This is a genomic window from Algoriphagus ratkowskyi (genome assembly GCF_002150505.1).
Taxonomy (GTDB): domain Bacteria; phylum Bacteroidota; class Bacteroidia; order Cytophagales; family Cyclobacteriaceae; genus Algoriphagus; species Algoriphagus ratkowskyi.
Map to the genome: position 1 here is coordinate 71,970 of NZ_MSSV01000020.1, position 22,497 is coordinate 94,466.

A 22,497-nucleotide genomic window follows, 5' to 3' on the forward strand; every position below is an offset into this window, starting at 1 on the left:
TACTAAGCTTGAATCTGATTTCACTGTGCCCTCCTTTGAGCCTCTTCGGCCTTAGCTGTTACCCTTAAAACAAAAAAAACCTGACACTTTCGAGTTAAGGCTCAGTTTGCTCCTCCTCTAGGACTTGTCCTGATAACTATCGCGGACTAGAACCCTCTGAATGTTTCTGGAATTTTAGGACTGGACATAAAAAAACCTGACACTTTCGTATCAGGTTTTGCTCCTCCTCTAGGACTTGAACCTAGGACCCTCTGATTAACAGTCAGATGCTCTAACCAACTGAGCTAAGGAGGAATTTTGTTCTTCTTTCGGAGCTTGTTCCGAATTGGTGATGCAAATGTAGGAGGCTATTCCATTTATTCCAAACTGTATTCAGTAAAAAACTGTGATATTATTGAGTTGTGATCGGTTTTGCTTCACTTTCAGAGACTTAATTTTTATCTTTTTTACTAAAAAAACTATTCTACTTACTAATGAATACCAGTTTTTCAAAACCCAGTAAGATTTGTACCTTGAAACACTGACAAGATTTTCCCCACTAACTCACTATTCATGCGAAACCCAATTAACAGACGCGACTTTGTTCGTTATTCTGCACTCTCAGCTTTAGGATTACAGTTTCTTCCGTTCCAAGGCCTCAGAGCCGCTCCTTCAGATCGTATTCGTGTGGCACATATTGGCTTGGGAGGAATGGGGCTGAACCACATGAATTGGTTTGCCAATCTGCCGGATGTGGAGATAGTAGCACTTTGTGATGTGGATGATGATCATGCCAAAGAAGCTTTAGCGAAACTAAAAAAAATCCATCCAGATACAAAAGCAGAGCTTTATTCTGATTTCCGTCATGTGCTGGATAGGCAAGATGTGGATGCAATTACGATTGCCACGCCGGATCATTGGCATGCACAGATTACTATTCTCGCTTTTCAGGCTGGTAAGGATGTTTACAGTGAAAAGCCACTTTCTTATTCACAGCACGAAGGCAAACTGATGCTGGATGCGCAAAAGGAAACTTCTCAGGTTTTTCAGTTAGGGAATCAAATTCATGCTGGGGATAATTACCATCGAGTAGCCGAAATCATCCAGTCTGGCGTGCTAGGAAAGATCAAAACTGTTCGACTGTGGAGAACTGGAGAGCCGCCTGTAATTCCTTCTTTAACGTATCAGGCGCCTCATTCCAATCTGAATTGGGATATGTGGCTTGGCCCAGCGCCATTTTCAGAATATGCTCCAGAGAAGTGTCATTTCAATTACCGTTATTTTATGGAATATTCCGGAGGAGTGTTTCAGGATTTCTGGTGCCATATCGCAGATATCGTCTGGTGGTCAATAAACCCTTCTGGCTTAAAGAGTATAAGTGCAAATGGAGAGCGATCGGAAGGAGTAGGGGATACTCCAAAGTGGATTGATGTAGATTTCAAATTCAAAAAACTCGATCTTCATTGGACATCCACACCTCCAGATGTTCCTGGCGCATCTGGGATGGGTATTGGAGCCTATTTTGAAGGTAGTAAGGGCACATTGATTTGTGATTATTCTCGGCGAGAAATTAGAATAGATGGTAAGGTCATGGAGGATATTCCTGAAATACTAAAGTCTATCATTCGCTCTCCTGGCCATCAGCAAAACTTCATCGATGCCGTAAAAGCCAGAACACAGCCAGAATCATATTTAGAATATGCACGCAATATGACCATGCCAATGCATTTGGCACTTATCTCTTTCCAGCTAGAAGAGAAACTAAAGTGGAACGCTAAGACTGAGCAGTTCAAAAACAATGATGCAGCAAATGAACTGTTATTCAGACCATATCGCGATAAATGGAATTTGATCGGCGCTTGATGTTAGATATAATGATATATATGCTTTTCTTCCAGTACCGATAAAAGCGATTTAAAATAAGATCAAATCTAGTATTGAGGACGCTTCGGTCTTCCAGCCAGTTGAAAAAAGGGAATATTGCAACTGACATGATGGTTCTTAATCAGATAAAATTGATACATAATCAAGAAAATAAACCTACTACTAATGCCTAAATATACACTGACCGTCAACGGCGGAAATAAAGAAGTAGAAGCAATGGAGGATATGCCGCTTTTGTGGGTGATCCGAGATTTGCTAGGGATGAAAGGAACCAAATTTGGCTGTGGACAAGCTCTTTGTGGCGCTTGCACCGTTCATCTGGATGGGGTGGCCATTCGTTCATGTTCACTTCCAATCTCTGAAGTAGGAGATGGTAAAATCACCACTATAGAAGGTCTTTCTGCGGATGGCGATCATCCTGTTCAGAAAGCTTGGGTGCAGCATATCGTACCTCAGTGCGGTTACTGCCAATCCGGACAGATCATGAATGCTGCCTCACTTCTCAGCTCCAATCCAACTCCTTCAGAAGAGGAAATAGAACAAGGAATGGCGGGTAACTTATGTCGCTGTGGGACCTACAACCGTATCAAAGAGGCAATCATGACCGCTTCAACTTCTATTTAATTTTTTTTTTTAACACCATACCCATGCTTCCAAATATTCCATTTCTCAAAAAAGGCAAAAGAGAAGATCAGAGTAAGATTTTCGTAGCCTCACGAAGAGACTTTTTAAAACTAGGTTCTCTTACTGCTGGAGGACTTATTCTTGGAGTTAGTTTTCAATGCTCTGGCCCCAAAGGAGAAACCATCACTTTTGCCCCAAATGTCTATATCAGTATCAATTCAGCCAATGAGGTAACGTTGGTTGCTCATCGATCTGAGATGGGGACAGGCATTCGGACTTCCCTACCACAGATCGTAGCAGATGAATTAGGGGCAGATTGGTCCAAGATTAAGATCATTCAGGCTGAAGGTGATGAGGAAAAATATGGCAATCAGAATACAGACGGCTCTTTTTCTATCCGAATGTTCTATGAGCCCATGCGCAAGGCAGGAGCTACTGCTAGGTATATGCTGATTCAAGCAGCTGCTTCTGACTGGGATTTAGAAGCGTCTGAATGCGATACCCAAGATGGTATGGTCGTTCATGCCGGAAAGGGGAAGAAAGTCAATTTTGGTGATTTGGTAGGGCGACTTGAAGGTGCTCCTATACCAGCTCCTGAAGAAGTAAAGCTTAGAGACTTTGCCAACTACAAGTTGATTGGTACTGATTTGCCGATTTATGATCTCCAAGATATAGTTTATGGCAAAGCAGTATTTGGAGCAGATGTAGATTTGCCAAATATGAAGATTGCAGTGATCAAAAGAACACCGGTGATAGGAGCAACTTTGATTTCCTACGATGATACTAAGGCCTTAGCTGTGCCAGGTGTAGTTCAAGTTGTAAAAATCGAAGGCTCTGGATTTCCTCCAGGATTGGATAAGGCTTTGGAAGGAGTTGCTGTGATTGCGGAAAATACCTGGGCTGCGATGAAAGGCAGAGAAGCTCTGGAAATCGAGTGGAATTTGGGAGAAAATCAGAATTACAACTCTGACCAACAACAAGCAGAAATGCTGGAGAGCACCAAAGGCAAAGGGAAAGTAAGAAGACAACGTGGAGACTTCGATAAGGCAAGTAAAGCTGCTGATAAATCCTTGGAGAGAACTTATGAAGTGCCATTTTATGCACATGCGACCATTGAGCCACCGGTTGCAATTGCGCACGTAAAGGAGGATGGTTCCTGTGAAGTATGGGCACCGAACCAGCACCCACAATGGGCTAGAGGAGCAGTAGCAGCAGCGATTGGTACCGATGTCGCAAATGTAAAGGTTAATGTGACCTTACTTGGTGGTGGTTTTGGCAGGAAGTCCAAGCCTGACTTTGTAGTAGAAGCAGCATTGCTTTCTAAGGCTGCAAAAGCTCCTGTTCGCGTTCAATGGACCAGAGAAGATGACCTTCATTTTGACTTTTTTCACTCCCATAGCGCGCAGCGTATCAAGGCGAGTTTGGATGCTTCTGGAAATCTAACTGGCTGGAATCATCATACTGTTTTTCCTGCGATCGGGTCCACGGGTAGTAAAGAAGAATTACATCCTTCTGATGGAGAATTGGGTTTAGGATGCGTAGATTTTCCTTTTGATGTGCCAAATATCCGGATTGAGTCTCATGAATCGACTGGAAATACCAGAGTTGGATGGCTTCGTTCAGTGAGTAATATTCACCATGCTTTTGCCATACATTCCATGATGGATGAAATCGCCGAAGCTAGGGGTAAAGATCCTTTAGAGAATGCCATTGAACTCTTAGGAGAGGATAGAGATATTACGTTCCAATCGGAAATGGTAGATGGCGAATTTGGAAACTATGGAGAGAAAATAGAGGACTATCCTTGGAATACGGGTAGGATGAAAAACGTGATCCGAACAGTCGCTGAGAAGTCAAATTGGAGCGCCAATAAAGCCGCTGGGAAAATCATGGGTTTTGCAGCTCACAAAAGCTTTTTGACCTATGTAGCCTGTGTAGTCACCTTGGAAAAAGGAGCTGATGGTAAAAATGTGATTTCAGATGTGCACTATGCACTAGATTGTGGAGTGGCAGTGAATACCGACCGAATTAGATCTCAGTTTGAGGGAGGAGCGCAATTTGCGACTAGTTTAGCTACGACTTCGAAAATTACTTTTGACAAGGGACAGGTGCAGCAAAACAACTTTGATACCTATCAGATATTAAGAATGCCCGCTTCGCCAAAAAACATCCATGTGCATATCATAGAAAGTCAGATCAAACCGACTGGAGTGGGAGAGCCACCTGTGCCGCCATTTATCCCGGCTTTGGCAAATGCTATGTACCAAATGACTGGAAAGAGAATCTATAAATTACCTTTTAAGGTTTAACTCATATGAAGACTCAGCTCTAATTCATTGAATAGAGTTGAGTCTTATTTTTTCTGATCAATTACGCTGAATTGCCGCGTCATAGTTTTGATATATTTTTTACTGCGAAAGCGAAGTGCAGACCAGTCTTCATCAATGGCAATCTGTCGTACCCCTTCGTAACCAAATTCTCCCAAATATGCCCAGCCAGAATCCCTGTTAATCTCAGCTTTGTAACGCTTAGAGCTTCCTTTTGGATAAGCCATCCAGAGCTGCTGGTCCTCAGAGGCGAGTTGCTGCAACTCATAAAAATAGGTGTTCACTTCAGCTTCTGTTTGTACAAACGCAATCATAAAATCTGGAGCTGAGGAAGGATTGATCAAGCCAGCTTTTTCCCATCCTGAAATTAAATCTTGTAGTTCGGAAGGGGCATTCCAGATTTGAATGTTCATTCCTTCTTTCCAGGTCATTTTCTTAAGTATTGGATTCATAGCTATAATTTCTGGAAGTTCACTAATATATAAATTACCCATCAAGAGTCACTGAGATAGTAAGGCACTACCACATTTTATTTACTTTTGACATGTATAAAATACGATCCCATGAAAATACCTATAGGAGTAATCTTCATAATTTTTTCATTTTCTTGTGCTAATGCTCAGGTAGAACCAGCAACCACTACCTTCGGTGAAGGTGTTGCCGTTGGTATCTTAACAGATAAAGTTCTTGACGAGATTTCGGGCATGTCCACAAGTAGAACTGTACCAGGTTTGATATATGTCCATAACGATAGCGGCGGTGAGGCTGCGGTTTATTTGCTAGACTCTCTGGGGAAAAGTGTAGGGAAAATTGAATTCCTCGGCGTAAAAAACAGAGATTGGGAAGACATAGCCGTTGGGCCAGGAGCAGATGGTAAATCATATATTTACGTTGGTGAAATCGGTGACAATAATGCTGTCCATGACGAAATAGCTCTCTACCGAATTCCCGAGCCTGTCACTTTTTCTTCAAACAGTCGGGTAACGCCGCAAAAAATCACTCTTAAGTATCCTGGTGGTCCAAGAGATGCTGAATCATTAATGGTTGATCCTATTTCAGGCGATATATTTATAATTTCCAAACGAGACAGTCTTAATACCTTATACCGACTTCCTGCTAATAAATTTGGGGCTGGAGATCTGCAATTGGAAGAATTGATCAAGCTTCCGATTACCAGTGCCGTTGGAGCAGATATTTCGGCTGATGGTAGCCAGATTTTAGTAAAAAATTACTTTTCTATTTACTACTGGAAGAGAACAATTGGCGAATCGATTGAACAAGCTATGACGAGAACACCCATTGAATTGCCGTACTCTCCAGAACCTCAAGGAGAGGCAATTGGTTTTTTGCCTAGCGGAAAAGCGTATTATACCTTAAGCGAAAAACGTTTCGATATCGAGCCTGTACTTTATAAATACACTGCAAAATAGCACCTATGCAGACCTCCTCCACAATTTTGATGGTTCGCCCAGTGAATTTTGGTTTTAATCCAGAAACCGCTGCCAACAATTTCTACCAACAAACCGATGCTCGCTCTGCCGAAGAGATTAATTCGCTAGCGCAAAATGAGTTCGATAGCTTTGTAGCACTTCTAAGAGATCAGGGTGTCAATGTGATCGTCATTGAAGACACAGTAGACCCTGTCAAAACAGATGCAGTGTTCCCTAATAACTGGTTCAGCACACATCCTGATGGAAGGCTTATTTTATATCCCATGTATTCTCCAAATAGAAGACTGGAGCGGAGAAAGGACTTAATCGAAGACCTGATGAAACGTAAGTTTAGAGTGGATGAGATTATTGACTTAAGCTTTTTCGAGGAAGACGGGCAGTATTTAGAAGGCACAGGAAGTATGGTCATGGACCATCAGTCCAAAACTATTTTTGCCTGCTACTCAGAGCGGACGCATAAAATCCCGCTAGATTATTTGCGAAAGCTTCTGGGCTATGAAGTAGTAGGTTTCCACGCAATTCAGGAGATTAATGGTGTCTCGTCGCCTATCTACCACACCAATGTAATGATGCATGTAGGCTCTGACTTGGCGGTGGTTTGCTTAGATAGTATTCCGAAAGCATCTGAAAAACAAGCGGTGCAAAAAAGTCTAACTCAAGTAGGTAAGAAAGTAGTACCTATAACTTCTAAGCAGAAGTTTTCCTTTGCGGGTAATATGCTGGAAGTGGGAAATGAGGGCGGGGAGAAGTTTACTGTGATGTCAGAAACTGCGCTAGATTCGCTGAATATTGGCCAGATCCAATTAATAGAAAAATACTCAACTATTATAAGTCCGAGAATTCCAACAATAGAAAAATTAGGTGGAGGAAGTGCTAGATGTATGATGGCTGAGGTCTTTTTACCTGTAGCGAAAGGTTGATTTTACTTCTATTAAAATGAAAAGAACTAAGGGTTAAAAGATTTATTAAAACTCTTTTAACCCTTAGTTCAATTGCATTCAGAACTAACCGACATTCGAATACCGACTAAATTCCAGTATAGTTAAATGGAGTAATCACGCTGAGCTCAGCTACCGCCTCCGTGAGTGTCTTCACTCACGGATTATTTCCTGTTTTGGAGTTACGAACGGTAGTTCTGCTTTTATTCAATCTCTTTTGCCTCGGCGTGTGGCTTAGATCGCAGACCCTGCCATTTAATTCAATCAAATTTTCTGTAAGTTAGTGTTTGATTTTTAACGGTTTCAATCTCTGATTTTTATGGAACTAAACACCTTATATTTTTTCACAGGGACGATTCACAAATGGATTCCTTTATTAGATAAAAATGGTTTTAAAGAAATCATTTTATCTAGTCTTAGTTACCTTTTTGAACAAAAATGTATGAAGATTTATGGGTTTGTAATTATGCCAAATCATATTCATTTGATAATAGAAAATATTAAGATGAATGGCAAAGAGTTACCACATGCTAGTTTTTTGAAATACACCAGCCACAGTTTTCTAAAAAGGTTAAAAAATGAATCTCCAGAATTATTAAGCAAATTCAGAGTTGAATTGATAAACAAAACTTATCAATTTTGGCAACGTGATTCATTGGCGATTGAACTTTACACCCCTGAAGTTGTCTATCAAAAGCTTGATTATGTTCACAATAATCCATGTCAAAAGAAATGGATGCTAGCAGAAGATCCAGTAAAATATCCGTACTCATCCTTTAACTTTTATGAGCTTAATACAGATGATTTTGGTTTTTTGACTCACATAGGGGAAAGACTCTGAAAACATTCGCGAGAAAAGAAGGATGATTGGGTTTTTTGAGGAACCATTCGTGGAGACGGGAACAGTGGCGAGTATAAAGTCTATGCGTGGTCTACGTGAGAGCCTCCACTCACGTGCTAAATTCTTTAAATCCCACCGTTTGTGGTTTTATTACATACGGCGTCGGTTGAAATGGCTAATAAACCGTTCGTGAGGACATGAACAGTGGCGAAATTGATAGAAAAATACTCAACTATTATAAGTCCGAGAATTCCAACAATAGAAAAATTAGGTGGAGGAAGTGCTAGATGTATGATGGCTGAGGTTTTTTTGCCTGTAGCGAAAGGTTGATTTTAATTCTATTAAAATGAAAAGAACTAAGGGTTAAAAGATTTATTAAAACTCTTTTAACCCTTAGTACAATTGCATTCAGAACTAACCGACATTCGAATACCGACTAAATTCCAGTATAGTTAAATGGAGTAATCACGCTGAGCTCAGCTTTCAACTCATCAGAAATAGGAAGATTTGAAATGAATTCAGAAATGGATTTTTCTGTGATTTTTGTATTGGTTCTGGTAAGGTCTTTTAGTGCTTCGTATGGTTTTGGGAATCCTTCTCTTCTCAACACAGTTTGGATGGCTTCGGCTACAACAGCCCAGTTTTCTTCCAAATCAGCGCGAATTGCAGCTTCATTCAATTCAAGTTTACCCAAGCCTTTTAGTAATGACTCAAAGGAAATCATCATATGGCCAAGCGGTACACCAATAGTTCTCAATACTGTACTATCAGTCAAGTCTCGCTGTAATCTCGACACAGGAAGTTTAGCTGCCAAGTGCTCCAAAAGCGCATTTGCAATCCCCAAGTTTCCCTCTGCATTCTCAAAATCAATTGGGTTGACTTTATGTGGCATAGCGGAAGAACCAATCTCCCCAGCTTTTATTTTCTGCTTGAAGTAATTCATTGCCACATACTGCCATATGTCCTTAGAAAGATCCAACAGGATCGTATTAATTCTTTTTAATCCATCAAAAATAGCAGCAAGATTGTCATAATGCTCAATCTGAGTAGTAGGGTAGCTTCGCTCTAGACCTAGGTATTCTCCCACAAAAGTGAATGCAAATTCATTCCACTTGAAGTCTGGATATGCTACATGATGCGCATTCATATTGCCTGTAGCTCCTCCAAATTTTGCGGAGTAAGGAATGTGATTAAGTAGGATAAGTTGGTTTTTTAGGCGGACCACAAACACTTCAATTTCCTTGCCTAGGCGGGTTGGAGAAGCTGGTTGACCGTGGGTTTTTGCCAGCATAGGAATGTCTTTCCAGTTTTTGGCTAATTCATGAAGCCTTGCCATCACTGCGTTCAATTGAGGTAATATTACCTCATTTAAACCTTCCTTAAGCATTAATGGTGTTGCCGTGTTGTTGATATCTTGAGAAGTGAGGCCAAAATGTATAAATTCTTTAAAAGCTTCTAATTCAAGTGAGTCAAATTTTTCTTTTAGGAAATATTCTACTGCCTTCACGTCATGATTGGTGATTTTTTCTGTGGCTTTGATGGTTTCTGCATCAGCAAGAGAGAAATCAGTCACGATAGCTCTCAGTTTGTCAAACAAGCTTTGATCAAAATCCTTCAATTGCGGCAATGGAAGTTCGCAAAGTGCGATAAAGTACTCTACCTCTACGTGAACACGGTATTTGATCAGGGCAAATTCAGAAAAATAAGCTCTCAAAGGAGCAGTTTTGCCAGCATAGCGCCCGTCTATAGAGGTCACTGCGGTCAATGCGTTTAATTCCATCACTTTATTTCAATTTGGTTTTAGGAAGCTGCAAAGTTAATTTTTTTGAAGCCATAAGTGGGGCTTTATACTGCCTTATTCCGGAAATATCCTTCAATTAATCCGAACTAGCGAGGCATTATCGTGGTTAAGATTTTGAAATATTTAGCTAGATGTCATAATATTTGGCTTTGAAGCTTAATTTTGCAACCGTTTAAACAGATAAAAGCTCAGATCAGTAATGTTCAATATATTTAAGAAAAAGCAGGAAGAGGTCAAGACTCCTCAGTATTTGCCTCTGAAAGTTAGAGAAGTAGTTAAAGAAACTGAAGATACAGTTACTTTGTATTTTGAGCAGCCAGAGCCGTTTTTGGATTATAAGCCTGGGCAGTTTCTGACGCTTGTAATGGAGTTTGAGGGTAAAGAAGAGCGTAGATCTTACAGCTTATGCACCTCACCTTTTGTTGATCCATTTCCTGGGATTTCTGTAAAACGTGTCCCTAAAGGCAGATTCTCCAATTTTTTGAATGAACGTGTTTTTCCAGGTAAGACAATCAATGTGATGAAACCTTTGGGGAATTTTACGACTGAATTTCATTCCAAAAACAAGAAGCATTTCGTCTTAGTGGCTGCAGGAAGTGGGATAACGCCAATTATGGGTATTTTGAAATCTGTGTTGGTCAATGAACCCAACTCCAAGATTTCCCTGATGTACTGTAGCCGTAATGAATCCAAAATTATCTTCAGAAAAGAGCTTGCTGCGTTGGTTGAGAATAATCCTGGTAGGTTGGAAATTATTCATAATTTGAGTCAGCCGAGTGCTGATTGGACTGGCATGAAAGGTCGTTTGACAAAGGAGATCATTAAAGAATTTGTTAAAAAATCAGAATCGGAGCCAGATTTTGAAAAGGAATACTTTGCCTGTGGTCCTGAAGAAATCATGGATAACGTGGTTGATGTATTAGCAGATTTAGGTGTTCCTAGCGAAAAAGTACATCGGGAGAGTTTTTACTCTGCAGCTGCAGATAAAGCACATGAAGATGCCGCTCACGGAATTACTGGTGGCTTATTGACCAGAGATGTGCAGGTGATTTTGGAAGGTGAGGAAAGTTCAGTGACAGTTGCGCCGGATAAAACAATCCTTGAAGCTGGTCTTGCACAAAATTTGAATATGCCATATAGCTGCCAAAGTGGGCTTTGTACTGCGTGTAGAGGACGACTGATTAGCGGTAAAGTAAAGATGGACGAGGATGCAGGTTTAAGTCCACATGAAATAGAAGCTGGCTATGTGCTTTGCTGCGTGTCACATCCATTGACAGATGATGTGAAGATCAACATTGAATAATTCAGCCAATCTTACTCAAACGCCAATTGTGGATATTCGGGAGTTCAGGAAGGTTTACAAAAACCTAGATAGATTCATAATGATCCTATTAGTGTTGGTGCTTCCTGTTTTTGGTATGGTTTATTTGTATCAATCATCAGGGGAATTAACATGGAATCTTCCTGAATTACCACTTCTGGTAGGTCAAATTTTGACTGGATTAGGAGTAGGTTTGGTATTGGTGCAACACATACTTTTTCGTAAAAGAGTTAAACTCGTTTTTCAGACAGATGAATTGCTTGCTAAGCTTAAGATTTATGCAAATGCTACTCGTGAGCGATACTTAATACTCTTTTTAGTTGCTTTATTATGCTCAGCCGGTTTACTTTTTTTCGGATCTGCTATTTATAACGTGATTTTTGCAACAGCACTTTTCTTTTTCTCAGTTGGCAAACCTACTCCCGACCGGATTAAAAGCTTGATGAAATTGAATAAAGAAGATGCTGAGGTGATTCGATTGGCATCAAGACCGGATTAGGAGCTGAGTGAGTAGATATTTGAAGTAAAAAAAAGAGGCTTCTTTCAAAGCCTCTCCACGTAAGTTTCTACCGGACTATCGAACTACGTTTTCTAATGTTGCTAAGTATACCCATTTTTGATCTCTACTGTTTAGCCCTTCATTGACGGCTTCTCGTTGAGCATCAGTTTGATTCATGTCTTCATAAGATTGTGCATTGAAAAACTGCATATAATCTTTATAAATGTTCATCGTCAAGTGAGTCGATGTAGCCTCAGAACCTAGCGGCAAAGCAGTTCTTAATAAACTCCAATGTCCCATCAAACCCTGCTCTATGCGCTTTTGATGAATAGGCTTGAATGTTTGAGCTTCAGCTTGTTCATAGGCTTCGAAGTTGCCCTCTCTTGCTTTCATCAAATCAAATGATGCCAGTACGCCAGGTTTCATCTGGAAATTATCCTTCGTTTCAGTGATTTCCCTCATGTAAAGTCTCATAGGCATGTCGCGCATCGCAAGTGACTCTTGAAACAATTTACTTACCTGAGCACTGTTCAAGTGAGGGTAGGCTATTTTCGTGTATTCGATCATTGATTGTTCATCGAGTCCATTCATCATTTGCACAGGGTCATTGTAATAAGTAACCATGATGTATTGAAAGTCGGCTTGATTAGCTCCTGATTGTAGCGCCCAAAAGTCCCAGCCTTTAATTCTCTTGTCATTTAGAGCTTGCCTGTAGACTTTTTCCATTAGATCTTTAAACTCGATATAATCAAAAAGTTGATCCTTTTCAACTTTGACAAATTCGAATACCATGTATTGTGTTTGCTGAGCCTTGAGACTACTTACCCAAAGCATCCCACAAACCAAGAAAAGTAATAGCTTTTTCATGAATATTAGGGTTTAGGGTTAATTTCGCTTTCGTATAATTTATATAAATATTTCGTGGTTAACCATATTTAAGAGAGATAATTTTATATTAACCTAATATCGCCAAACAAGATCATATTCAATTAATTGGTTGAATAATGAAAATATCTCAAAATCTGTGGTGAAACATTGTTATTTTAACAATCAAAACGAAAAATTATGTTAAGTATTTCAAGAAGGTCATGGATAAAAAAAGCTTCTCTAGGTAGTGGTTTAGCTGCTATGGGTACTTCAGGCATAATTTCCTCTCTCTCCGCAGAAGAGATTAAGAAGTTTAACCCTCGATCAAGCGTGGGTCCAATTCGGCTAGGATCCAATGAGAATCCCTATGGCCCTTCCGAATCGATGCGAAATGCGATGATCAAAGGTTTTGATAATGGATGCAGGTATCCTTGGGGTTATAATGCAGATTTGGTCAAAATGATCGCTGAAAAGGAAGGCGTGCCCGCCGATCATATCGTACTAGTGGCAGGATCTACAGAAGGGTTGAAAATAGCCGGGATTACCTTTGGAGGCGGAGGAGAAATCATTTCCTGTTCGCCGACATTCTTGTCTATGATGAGCTATGCTGAGCTTTGGGGTACGGAGATCAATTGGGTTCCTCTCAATAAAGAGTTGGACTTCGATCTAGAAGAGATAGAAAAGCGTGTTTCTTATAAAACTAAAATGGTTTTTCTATGTAATCCCAATAATCCGACGGGCAAATTACTGCCTGCAGATCAAGTGGTGGATTTTTGTAAAATAGTAAGTAAGCAAGCCGTAGTTTTTTCTGATGAAGCTTATTATGATTACATCAAGGAACCAAATTATCCATCCATGGTGGAGCTTGTCAAGCAAGGTTACGACGTGATAGTGTCACGTACCTTCTCTAAAGTATATGGTCTTGCAGGAATCAGAATGGGTTATTTGATCGCAAAACCTGAATTAGCGAAATTACTGTCAGATCGGGTGGTAGCTAATACCAATATTATGGCGATTGAAGCAAGCAAGGCTGCGTTGCTGGATACTGAGTTCTATCAATTTTCTCTGGATAAAACCAAGGAGGCGATGGGAATGCTAACTAAAACGCTCGATGACTTGAAATTACCCTACCTGGATTCCCATGCTAATTTCATCTTTTTCCAGTCAGGTAGAGATATCGCCGAGTTGAATAAAACTATGTTAGCGAAAGGCTTCATAATAGGACGACCCTTTGAGCCACTCAATGATTGGTGTAGAGTTTCTACAGGTACAATTGAGGAAATAGCTTTATACAATCAGGCCATTCAAGAGGTTTTAGGATGATGCTAGAGTCGAACCTAATTTTAGAAAATGAGCAAATTCTACTCAGGCCAATTACTAAGCGGGATTTCTCAAGTTTGATGCTTTTGGCAAAGGACTCAGATCTTTGGAGGTATTTCACCTTTGATCTAAGTGTTGATTCTGAATTTGAGGAATGGGCAAATCCGGCACTAGATGGACAGCGCTTGCAATTTCTGATTTGGGACAAGAAATTAAATCAGGCTGTAGGAAGCACTGCTTTAGGGAATTATGCACCGAGAGATGAACGCATAGAAATAGGTTGGACTTGGCTTGGACGACAATTTCATGGATTAGGTATCAATCAAGCGATGAAGTTATTGATGCTTGAATATTGTTTCGAGACACTAAAGCTAAAGCGCGTGGAGTTTAAAACAGACGTACTCAATATACCTGCACGTAGAGCTTTATTGAGACTTGGTGCGTTGGAGGAAGGCGTGTTGCGAAGTCATACGTTGCTTACTCATGGCAGACGTAGAGATACTATTTATTATAGTGTGCTGGAAAGTGAGTGGAAGGGGATTTCTGCTGAGATATAAGCGCTAAGTATAACTAGTAAGTTACTTCATGAAAGTAAAGGATGTAGTACTTTTTGATCGCTATGATTTTTCGAATAAAAAAAGAGGATTCTACCTAATTCACGGCATACGATAGGCATTAGATTTATCATAAGTCTCAGATTATTTGGACATAATGGGTATTTCTAGTCAATAAATTTTAATTTGTAAAGAGTTTTCATATTGAATTGATTTCTTCACTGGCACTGATTGACATTCGGTTGTCGAAAACTCCGAGACGATTTTTTCTCGCTTGTATCGTACAAATCAGGCATTGTTGTAGGTGTTTTTAGAATTTTTCCTTCCTCTGCTGAAAGTATATTTTACTGTCAATCTAATAATTTTTACCTATGGCTATTTTAAAAATAAAGCTTAAAGGATTCGATCATTCTTTGTTTCATACGGGAGATGATAGCGGTTTTGACCTTTACCAATTTGACCAGGCATATACTGTGGAAAGTCCCACTAGAGGCGACGTGCCTGAGCAGCTACTCGAACTAGGCGATGACAAAATTGTAGAGTTTCAATTTGAAGATGAAACGGTCTGGCTGGGTGATAATGAATCGATTACCATGCTGTTTCCGAAGGAAGTTAAGCGCTCTGCGGATGGAGATGAGCTATTTCTTCCAGATGAATTAGAGTCAGAGGAGCAGGATAGGGGTGTCTTTTCAAAAGTAGCGATCAAACTAATTAAGATTTTTGTGAAAAAGACAATCATTAAGCCTAAGATGGTTGTCATGGCACATAATCTTGAGAATAAGCAGTTGGCTTTTTCTGGGGTGGATTTTAAGGAGGTGCAATATGGGGTGTTAACAGCCTGTAGTCCAGAAATAGAACTTAGTAGTCTCAAATTCAAAACTTCAGGAGAAGCAGATTTAGAAGTCAAAAATAGATATTTACTTTTTCTTCACGGTACAGGTTCGTCCACTTTAGGATCATTTGGTGAGTTGAAGGATTCTGAGGATTGGAAGAAGTTTATTATAGAATATGGAGCAGATCACCTGCTTTCCTATCAGCATAGAACACTTACTACAAGTCCAATTCAGAATATTCTACAATTAGTAAATCAACTGCCAGCTGGGATAGAATTAGACCTTTTGAGTCACTCAAGAGGAGGCTTATTAGCTGATTTGCTGGCTAGGTTTTCTACTGACTCCAAAGGATTTGATGCAATTGAAAAGTCACTTCTTGATAAAAATAATCGAGAAATGGATCTCAGAGTCATTAAGGAAATAGAAGGGATTCTCACTGCCAAAGAAATTACTATTAGGTCAATGGTACGTGTGGCATGTCCTGCAAATGGAACAACACTAGCATCTAATCGCTTGAATATTTTTCTAAATGTCACCTTCAATTTAGCTGGTTTGGCAGTAGGTCAGATTGGCAATCCTATTTTCGTGGCTTTCAAGGAGTTTATTATGGAGGCTGTCGCATCTAAGGACGATGTGGATGTGTTGCCTGGACTAGAGGCCATGGGGCCTCAATCACCTTTCATCAAAGCGCTGAACTATCAAGCTTCGGATATTGAAGTTGATTTCCCGCTTTATGTCGTAGGTGGCAGTAGTGAATTGAGTGTAAGTTTCAAGTCCCTTGTGGTGATTCTAGGAAAGTTATTTTTTATGAGAAAAAATGACTTAGTAGTGGATACCGAAAGTATGACCTGGGGAGCGCGGCGTAAGCCTGGAAAAGTGTTTGTGTGTATCGAGAAAAGCGACGCGATTAACCATTTCAAATATTTCTCCAATCCTGAAACTTTAAAAGCTGTGTTAGCTGGACTATCGGCAGAGGTTGGAGATGTAATTGAAGACTTTGAACTCAAACTAATTGCCAGCGATAGAGGATTCGCTGGATTAGATTATGGTGCATATAAGCGTGACAAAGTTTCTGGTCAGCGACCTATTGCCCTAGTGATACCAGGAATTATGGGGTCTAACTTGGGAGATTCGAAAAAAATAGGCAAAAGGGACGAATTGCTGTGGATCAATTATTGGAGTTTTCTTACTGGTAACTTGATAGGAATGTCTTTGGATCCTACGAATGAGACCAAACTTACCCCACATTCATTGATCAAAACTTCCTATGGAGAACTTGGTGAAAAGCTTGAAGAGACTTATGATGTAGTCACTTTTGAGTTTGATTGGAGAATCCCTCTTAAAGTGAGCGCAGCTCGTTTTGAAAGAAAAATTCAAGACTTACTCACTAAAAACCAGCCTATCAAAATTGTCGCGCACAGCATGGGAGGTGTATTGGTGCGAGATTTTATTGTTTATCATCAGGAGACATGGGAAAAACTCAACACCTCCTTAGGTTTCAGAGCAGTGCTCTTGGGTTCTCCTCTGGGTGGGTCTTACCGAATTCCGTATGTGCTTTTTGGTAAGGATAGCATGATTAAGTTGCTGGGTAAGATAGATATCAAGCATTCTACTAAGGAGCTGTTGTCTGTTTTCTGCAATTTCCACGGGATTCTAAATCTCCTTCCGATGAGTAACAACACGAGTTTGCATGATTTCTCAGATAGGAGATTATGGGAAAGAATGCGTGCTGCTTCAGGAGACGATTCCTGGCCAATACCCTCTGTGGAGGTGCTGAAAGAATTCGCAGCACATCAAAAAATGGTATTGAGTAATGTTGATAAAATTGACTATTCAAATATCACTTATATCGCAGGGCAAAGTGGTAAGAAAAGCTTTACGATTTCAAATCTGGATATTGTTAATGGGGAATTAGTGTTCTATGCCACCAATGCAGGAGATGAAAGTGTTACCTGGATGTCGGGAATTCCTAAAAGTCTGCACGATAGAAACCAAGTTTATTATGTGAATGTCACACATGGAGGCCTTTCAAAAGAAAGAAATCTCTTTGCTGCCATTGAAGAGTTGATGGTTTATGGTAGTACAAAAAGGCTGCAAAATAGTCTTCCAAAAACGCGTGGTGAAGAGAAGGATTTTGCACCTACGGAGACTGAGATTTTTGATATAAGTGAAGAGAATGTCTTGGATACCATTTTGGGAATAGTAGAACAGGAAGCAAAATGGCAAGAAGAAAAGCCTGTACTCATCTCTGTAAGTCATGGAGATTTGAAATATGCGAAATTTCCTGTGCTTGCTGGCCATTTCAAATTTGATGCGATTCTCACGACCGAGCTCGCGATAGATCGTCAGCTAAGTGGAGAATTGGCAAGGTTGCATGGCTTGGGTTTATATCCAGGTGATATAGGATCCAATCAGGTTGTGTTAAATGAAGATTATTCCAAAACAACGTTTAAAGGTGGTGTAATAGTAGGCTTGGGAGTTCCTGGTGAATTGTCGGGTTTTGCTTTGATGAAATCTGTCGAGAAGGGAGTGGCAAGATACCTGACTATTAGAAAGGAGAATGCCAATTCACAAAGGGATGGTACTACTTCGGCTACCACCGGTATTTCGGTGATTGCCATCGCCAATGCCTATGGCGGTTTAACTACAGAAAGCTCAGTCCGAGCAATTATTTTGGGGATTCAGCATGCCAATAGAAGTATTCACTCGGCTTACAAAGGTAAAATCAAAGGCATAGAGGAAATAGAAGTCATTGAGATTTTCAATGATAAGGCCTTGGCTATTTTAAAAACTATTCAGCGATTGGAAGTCGATGATAGTAAAGAGTTTAATGTGGTGTTCAGCGAAAAGAGACTCAACTACAAATTGGGCAGGCTTTGGAGAATTCCATATGACAATGCCAATGACTGGTGGACCCGAGTAAGTGTTTGTCATGAAATGAAATTGAGAGATACAAATGAGTTTGAGGAGGTGATCAGAATGTCAATCGCTTCCAATGGCGCAAGTGAAAAAGTGGAACACATGCCCGCAAATGACAAGACGCTTCAAGTCTTACTGAAAAGAATGACACAGGAAAATCAATATTCTCCTGAGATCGCCAAGACAATGTTTGAATTATTGATACCCTATCAGTTTAAGGAAGAAGTAAAACGCTTGAGTAATGTCTCCTGGATATTGGATGTTGCATCGGCGGAATATCCTTGGGAGATGATTCAAGAGGATGTAGATGCGGTGCCACTATGTGTTCATACAGGGATGATTCGTCAGTTGGCGACCATGCAATTTCGTCAAAAGATAGCTCGTGTGACGGCCAAAACAGCACTAGTGGTGGGAGATCCAATATTAGAAAAGTATATGCCTCAGCTTCTTGGAGCTAAGCGAGAAGCAGAGACTGTTGTAAGTATTTTGCGTAAAAATGACTATCAAATTCAGAGTTTGATAAGTAGTACAGCGGCGGATATTATCCTCAAGCTTTTTTCCAGAAATCATAAAATAATTCACCTTGCAGGTCATGGAGTGTTCAACTATGGGCCAAATCGCTCCACTGGAATGGTTATCGGCTACGATACATTCCTGACGCCGGCACAGATAGCAGGGATGAGCTCTTCGGCCGAAATGGTATTCGTGAACTGTTGTTATTTGGGTGCAATAGATAAGGATTCTGAGGAGAGAAGTCAGTATAGGAATAAATTTGCGGCAAATATTGGTACACAACTGATCAATAACGGCGCAAGGGCTGTGATCGTGGCTGGCTGGGCGGTAGATGATGCTGCAGCGCTGGAGTTTGCCAGGCAGTTCTACGAAAATATGTTTGATGGATTGGGATTTGGAGAATCAGTGAAGCGGGCAAGAAAGGGGATCTATAAAAATTTCGGACGTAGGACGAACACGTGGGGAGCTTTCCAGTGCTATGGAGATCCTTTCTATAAATTGACGGAAGAGGGTGTTTGGAGAGGACATGAGGATGAATTGTTGGTGTGTGAGGAAGTCGAAATTGAATTACAGAATATCTATGAATCCATGTTTGCAAATGAATATAATCAGGAGAAAATAGTTGGTAGAATAGATGAAATCATGGATAAGTTGCATGTTAGAAATATGCTCAATGATAAGATTCAAGAATTATCAGCTGGTATTTATGCAGGTTTGCAGGAGTACGAAAAATCCTGTGCCTGCTATGAGAAATTACTGAAATCGAAAAAATCAGAATTTACCATCAGAAGTTTCGAACGTTATTGTAATACACAGGCCAAATTTACCTTGCAGCAATTTGCTTCCGGAAAAATTGAAATGAAGGATGCAATAAAAATGCTCGATAAGGTGATTGACGATCTACAAGGGCTTTCAAGACATTTCGGAGAAAGCGCTGAAAGATGGAGCCTTCTGGGGAGTACCTATAAGCGTAAATTGCATTTACTAAATAGTTCTTCACCTAAAGCAATGTCGGAAGCACTCTCCTTATCCATTCATGCCTATAAAGAAGCAAGTAGATTATCTGACCATACAGATGCTTACCCTTTGACTAATTGGTTGACAATGGCGCAAATTCAGCTTTTACTAGAAGGTAAAAAGGGTGTCAAACATATTGATTTGGATGCTAGAAAGGCAATGCAAAAGATTTTTGATGAAAATAGTTCTAACTCCAAGGCAGTAGGTGACTTCTGGAAGATGGCTCATCAAGCAAATATACTTTTGACACAATTCCTCATGGATACAACCAAACCTTCCGAAGTCAATGCCAAAGTAGAAGCAATCACAGCAGCCTACTTAAAGCTTTGGAAGTTGGCTGGAAATAAGGGTCAAAAGATAGGTGAACTTGAGCACTTTGAGATTATTGCTGCTGTATTAGGGAACATAGAAAATGAAAAAGCAAAGGCTTTAAGTCCACTAATTTCCCGTATAAAAAAAGAACTGAAGGAGGGACTATAATTTACTTACCAATGTGTTTTCAACAAGTAATATAACCCGTCTCTCTATGTAGGACCAAAATAGCTCACACTTCTCATCCGTTTCCTTCTGAGAACAAATGGTTAAAAGAAATAGGGTAAACGTGGCTAACTTCAAAGCAAAAGCATGTCACTTCAAAGTTTTTCTCAAAATCTGTATGCCGCGATACTTTGGAAGAAGCTTTTTAAAATCTAAATGATAGGTGAACAGCCATTCGAAGCCCATTTTTCTGTAAAAGCTTTGAGCTTGTAGCTGAGTGTCCATGACTTCTAGCCAAATGAAATTCAGGTTTCGTTCCCTAGCTATAGATTCGACTCTTTTCATGAGTTGTGCTGCGATTCCTTTGCCTTGATATTCCTTGCTGATATAAATGCGATGCAGTTTCAGAGAATTTGGAAAATCTACCAGCTCAGGTGATTCTGGATAGCTATACTTGAGAATTCCGATTTTCCATCCTTCATAAAGGACAAAATAATAGTGACTCTTAGGGTCATCCAAGTCATTCTGAAAGGCTTCAGGATTATACATTTGATCCAAATACCATTCCCCTGAATCAGACCAAATATGCTTGTAGGAGGGGATATAGATTTCCTTCATCAATTCGATAAGCTCTGGCTGATCTGCGGAGGTGAGTTTTTGAACACTTAAATCTTCCGAAAGTTTAGTCATTGAAATAGGCGAGAGTATATGGGTAGAATATTACGAGCGGTAAATGTGGGTGCATAATTTTAGATAATTCCTATTCAAAGAAATGTATTTCAATTGTTTTGCCAAAATAAAAGTGAACAGATTTCCGAGTCACATCAAAAGAAATCAAAAAGTGGCAATTATAGCTTAGGGAGATTTTTTTAGTATGTATGTCCTCAATTGCAAAGGTATATGCACTAAAAAGGACTTGTTACCTGCTACGGATTGGGATTGCTGGCACATCGCTCCCCGTCATCCCATCCTGCAGTTTGGCTAATGGTTTCCTAATCGTTTTTTTACATAAACTATTTTTACAGTCAAAAAAGTGGTTATGCATATTTTTAGATTATTGGCTGGCAAAAGTTCTTTGTTAATAGACTTTTATGTCATGATTGCTGTGAATCTAAGGAGGAAGTGTGTTTAGTTAAATTTTTTTAATTTTTTAAATAGGCCTTGTAATGGCCTATTGTTATGAAAAGCAATTAACATGGTATAAAAAACAAAAAAAATGTTAAAATATTTTTCTAACCTATTTTTTTTTTGAAAAATACTTCTCACTTTCGACGATCCAAAGCTCTGATTAATAGAGATGTGTCGGTGACAGGACTTCGGTAAATCCTTTTGCAATTATAAAAATTCAATATATATGGGAAAAATTTTACTTAAGTCACTTCAAGCCCTATTTATGGGGGCATTCCTAACACTAGCCTTCGCTAGTTGGAACACGGCACTGGGACAGGCCACGGTCACTACGGACAAGGATGATTACGCTCCTGGTGAATATGTCATTATCACAGGAACAGGCTGGGAGCCTGGAGAACGGGTGGACTTCACCTTTGTTGAAACACCTAAACCTGAATCCTGTGTTAACTCACATGATAATTTTGCTACCGCAGATGCGAGTGGTAATATCTATTATGATGGGTTTTTGATAAAGATTAATCACTTGGGAGTTCACTTTGTATTGACTGCTACAGGCCAGGTTTCTGGGAGAGTTGCTGTGACGGAGTTTACGGATGCGAATGTAAAATTTTCAACTACAGGACTTCCTCCAAATGTTAATGTAACAGTTTCATATTCTGGATTTTCACCTCCCTCTCCAGGATCTGCAATATCAAGTTCTGTTACTTTCTCCACTGGTGGAGGAGGTAATGGAGCTAGTGGAAACATTGCTTTGATTGGAAATTTGAATTTTCAATTCCCAAATACAATTACTGTTTTAACAACTGTTTATACTTTAGTTAGTACATCTCCTACTTCACCAGCAACAATTCCAGCAACTGGTACTTTTGGAATAGAAGCAACTTATATCGTGGGCAAAGGGGCATCGACGATATCTGTTAATGCCGTAGGGCCGTTTACTTATAATTCCAATCCTCAAGGACCGGATGCAGTTACAAAATCAGGATCTACCGGATCAGTGACCTTCAGTTATGTTGGTGTATCTCCAACTACTTATGCTGCAAGTGCAACAAAGCCAACAAATGCAGGAAGCTATCAAGTGACTGCAACGCTAGCTTCTGATGCTAATTATAATGGCGCAGTTTCAGCACCATTGGCGTTTAGTATTGGCAAAGCAGCTTCAGTTACAACGGTAACAATCACAGGTGCTCCGTTCACTTAT

The 22,497-nt window shown here is 40.0% G+C and carries 16 protein-coding genes, 1 tRNA gene and 1 pseudogene; 13 read left to right on the forward strand and 5 right to left on the reverse strand.

All coding sequences use genetic code 11. From position 1 onward, the window contains the following. Positions 1-220: 220 nt before the first annotated feature. Positions 221-294 (reverse strand) — tRNA-Asn (locus BVH02_RS17710). A gap of 258 nt (positions 295-552) precedes the next feature. On the opposite strand from BVH02_RS17710, the gene BVH02_RS17715 reads away from it, so the two are divergent. The 3 genes from BVH02_RS17715 to BVH02_RS17725 all read left to right on the forward strand — a co-directional run bounded on the left by BVH02_RS17715 (position 553) and on the right by BVH02_RS17725 (position 4,796). Beyond that, positions 553-1,842, forward strand: coding sequence for a Gfo/Idh/MocA family protein (locus BVH02_RS17715; RefSeq protein WP_086502810.1), 1,290 nt, complete (start codon positions 553-555; stop codon positions 1,840-1,842). A gap of 186 nt (positions 1,843-2,028) precedes the next feature. Beyond that, positions 2,029-2,487 (forward strand): (2Fe-2S)-binding protein, encoded by a 459-nt coding sequence (locus tag BVH02_RS17720; RefSeq protein WP_086502811.1) that lies wholly within the window; start codon positions 2,029-2,031, stop codon positions 2,485-2,487. A 23-nt stretch (positions 2,488-2,510) separates the two neighbouring features. After that, positions 2,511-4,796: a xanthine dehydrogenase family protein molybdopterin-binding subunit gene (locus tag BVH02_RS17725; RefSeq protein WP_086502812.1), complete on the forward strand. Its 2,286-nt coding sequence runs from the start codon at positions 2,511-2,513 to the stop codon at positions 4,794-4,796. Positions 4,797-4,840: 44 nt separating this feature from the next. On the opposite strand, the gene BVH02_RS17730 is transcribed toward BVH02_RS17725, so the two are convergent. Next, the gene (locus tag BVH02_RS17730; RefSeq protein ID WP_143244242.1) at positions 4,841-5,266 is read right to left on the reverse strand and encodes a hypothetical protein; all 426 of its coding nucleotides are present in this window, start codon (positions 5,264-5,266) and stop codon (positions 4,841-4,843) included. Positions 5,267-5,377: 111 nt separating this feature from the next. Between BVH02_RS17730 and BVH02_RS17735 the strand changes: the two genes are divergently transcribed. The 4 genes and pseudogenes from BVH02_RS17735 to BVH02_RS17750 all read left to right on the forward strand — a co-directional run. After that, positions 5,378-6,244 carry a hypothetical protein gene (locus BVH02_RS17735; RefSeq protein ID WP_086502814.1) on the forward strand — a complete coding sequence of 289 codons (867 nt, stop codon included), beginning with the start codon at positions 5,378-5,380 and terminating at the stop codon, positions 6,242-6,244. Between the two features lie 5 nt (positions 6,245-6,249). After that, positions 6,250-7,185 carry a citrulline utilization hydrolase CtlX gene (ctlX, locus tag BVH02_RS17740; RefSeq protein WP_223271909.1) on the forward strand — a complete coding sequence of 312 codons (936 nt, stop codon included), beginning with the start codon at positions 6,250-6,252 and terminating at the stop codon, positions 7,183-7,185. Between the two features lie 337 nt (positions 7,186-7,522). Then, a complete protein-coding gene (locus tag BVH02_RS17745) occupies positions 7,523-8,044 on the forward strand; it encodes a transposase (RefSeq protein ID WP_086502815.1) in 522 nt (173 codons plus the stop codon). A 216-nt stretch (positions 8,045-8,260) separates the two neighbouring features. Continuing rightward, positions 8,261-8,374, forward strand: a pseudogene (locus tag BVH02_RS17750) (arginine deiminase-related protein); the annotation flags it as partial. A 106-nt stretch (positions 8,375-8,480) separates the two neighbouring features. On the opposite strand, the gene purB reads toward BVH02_RS17750, so the two are convergent. Continuing rightward, a complete protein-coding gene (gene purB / locus BVH02_RS17755; protein WP_086502817.1) occupies positions 8,481-9,824 on the reverse strand; it encodes an adenylosuccinate lyase in 1,344 nt (447 codons plus the stop codon). A gap of 220 nt (positions 9,825-10,044) precedes the next feature. On the opposite strand from purB, the gene BVH02_RS17760 reads away from it, so the two are divergent. Both BVH02_RS17760 and BVH02_RS17765 read left to right on the forward strand, forming a co-directional pair. Then, positions 10,045-11,148: a ferredoxin--NADP reductase gene (locus BVH02_RS17760; protein WP_086502818.1), complete on the forward strand. Its 1,104-nt coding sequence runs from the start codon at positions 10,045-10,047 to the stop codon at positions 11,146-11,148. Next, a complete protein-coding gene (locus BVH02_RS17765) occupies positions 11,141-11,665 on the forward strand; it encodes a hypothetical protein (protein ID WP_086502819.1) in 525 nt (174 codons plus the stop codon). The genes BVH02_RS17760 and BVH02_RS17765 overlap by 8 nt, the downstream gene beginning before the upstream one ends. Positions 11,666-11,740: 75 nt before the next feature. Here BVH02_RS17765 and BVH02_RS17770 read toward each other — a convergent pair whose 3' ends face one another. Next, positions 11,741-12,532, reverse strand: a complete 792-nt coding sequence (locus BVH02_RS17770) for a hypothetical protein (protein ID WP_169712850.1) — start codon at positions 12,530-12,532, stop codon at positions 11,741-11,743. A gap of 198 nt (positions 12,533-12,730) precedes the next feature. Here BVH02_RS17770 and BVH02_RS17775 point away from each other — a divergent pair, with 198 nt between their 5' ends. From BVH02_RS17775 to BVH02_RS17785, 3 genes are all read left to right on the forward strand, one after another. Further along, complete coding sequence (locus BVH02_RS17775; protein ID WP_086502821.1) at positions 12,731-13,855, forward strand: pyridoxal phosphate-dependent aminotransferase; 1,125 nt, start codon at positions 12,731-12,733, stop codon at positions 13,853-13,855. Continuing rightward, complete coding sequence (locus tag BVH02_RS17780; protein WP_223271910.1) at positions 13,852-14,409, forward strand: GNAT family N-acetyltransferase; 558 nt, start codon at positions 13,852-13,854, stop codon at positions 14,407-14,409. The genes BVH02_RS17775 and BVH02_RS17780 overlap by 4 nt, the downstream gene beginning before the upstream one ends. Before the next feature lie 368 nt (positions 14,410-14,777). After that, positions 14,778-20,168, forward strand: a complete 5,391-nt coding sequence (locus tag BVH02_RS17785; RefSeq protein WP_086502822.1) for a CHAT domain-containing protein — start codon at positions 14,778-14,780, stop codon at positions 20,166-20,168. Between the two features lie 147 nt (positions 20,169-20,315). Here the strand turns inward: BVH02_RS17785 and BVH02_RS17790 are convergent, their stop codons facing one another. Continuing rightward, a complete protein-coding gene (locus BVH02_RS17790; protein WP_086502823.1) occupies positions 20,316-20,855 on the reverse strand; it encodes a GNAT family N-acetyltransferase in 540 nt (179 codons plus the stop codon). A gap of 664 nt (positions 20,856-21,519) precedes the next feature. Here BVH02_RS17790 and BVH02_RS17795 point away from each other — a divergent pair. Beyond that, positions 21,520-22,497: MBG domain-containing protein (locus tag BVH02_RS17795; protein WP_143244243.1), on the forward strand; the 978-nt coding region annotated here is incomplete at its 3' end.

Excerpts from the sequence above, each read along its gene's own strand:
- BVH02_RS17715 (WP_086502810.1), top strand. The coding sequence starts at position 553 with ATGCGAAACCCAATTAACAGACGCGACTTTGTTCGTTATTCTGCACTC.
- BVH02_RS17735 (WP_086502814.1), top strand. The coding sequence starts at position 5,378 with ATGAAAATACCTATAGGAGTAATCTTCATAATTTTTTCATTTTCTTGT.
- BVH02_RS17745 (WP_086502815.1), top strand. The coding sequence starts at position 7,523 with ATGGAACTAAACACCTTATATTTTTTCACAGGGACGATTCACAAATGG.
- BVH02_RS17785 (WP_086502822.1), top strand. The coding sequence starts at position 14,778 with ATGGCTATTTTAAAAATAAAGCTTAAAGGATTCGATCATTCTTTGTTT.
- BVH02_RS17790 (WP_086502823.1), bottom strand. The coding sequence starts at position 20,855 with ATGACTAAACTTTCGGAAGATTTAAGTGTTCAAAAACTCACCTCCGCA.
- BVH02_RS17720 (WP_086502811.1), top strand. The coding sequence starts at position 2,029 with ATGCCTAAATATACACTGACCGTCAACGGCGGAAATAAAGAAGTAGAA.
- BVH02_RS17775 (WP_086502821.1), top strand. The coding sequence starts at position 12,731 with ATGTTAAGTATTTCAAGAAGGTCATGGATAAAAAAAGCTTCTCTAGGT.
- ctlX (WP_223271909.1), top strand. The coding sequence starts at position 6,250 with ATGCAGACCTCCTCCACAATTTTGATGGTTCGCCCAGTGAATTTTGGT.
- BVH02_RS17770 (WP_169712850.1), bottom strand. The coding sequence starts at position 12,532 with ATGAAAAAGCTATTACTTTTCTTGGTTTGTGGGATGCTTTGGGTAAGT.
- BVH02_RS17780 (WP_223271910.1), top strand. The coding sequence starts at position 13,852 with ATGATGCTAGAGTCGAACCTAATTTTAGAAAATGAGCAAATTCTACTC.
- BVH02_RS17730 (WP_143244242.1), bottom strand. The coding sequence starts at position 5,266 with ATGAATCCAATACTTAAGAAAATGACCTGGAAAGAAGGAATGAACATT.
- purB (WP_086502817.1), bottom strand. The coding sequence starts at position 9,824 with ATGGAATTAAACGCATTGACCGCAGTGACCTCTATAGACGGGCGCTAT.
- BVH02_RS17760 (WP_086502818.1), top strand. The coding sequence starts at position 10,045 with ATGTTCAATATATTTAAGAAAAAGCAGGAAGAGGTCAAGACTCCTCAG.
- BVH02_RS17725 (WP_086502812.1), top strand. The coding sequence starts at position 2,511 with ATGCTTCCAAATATTCCATTTCTCAAAAAAGGCAAAAGAGAAGATCAG.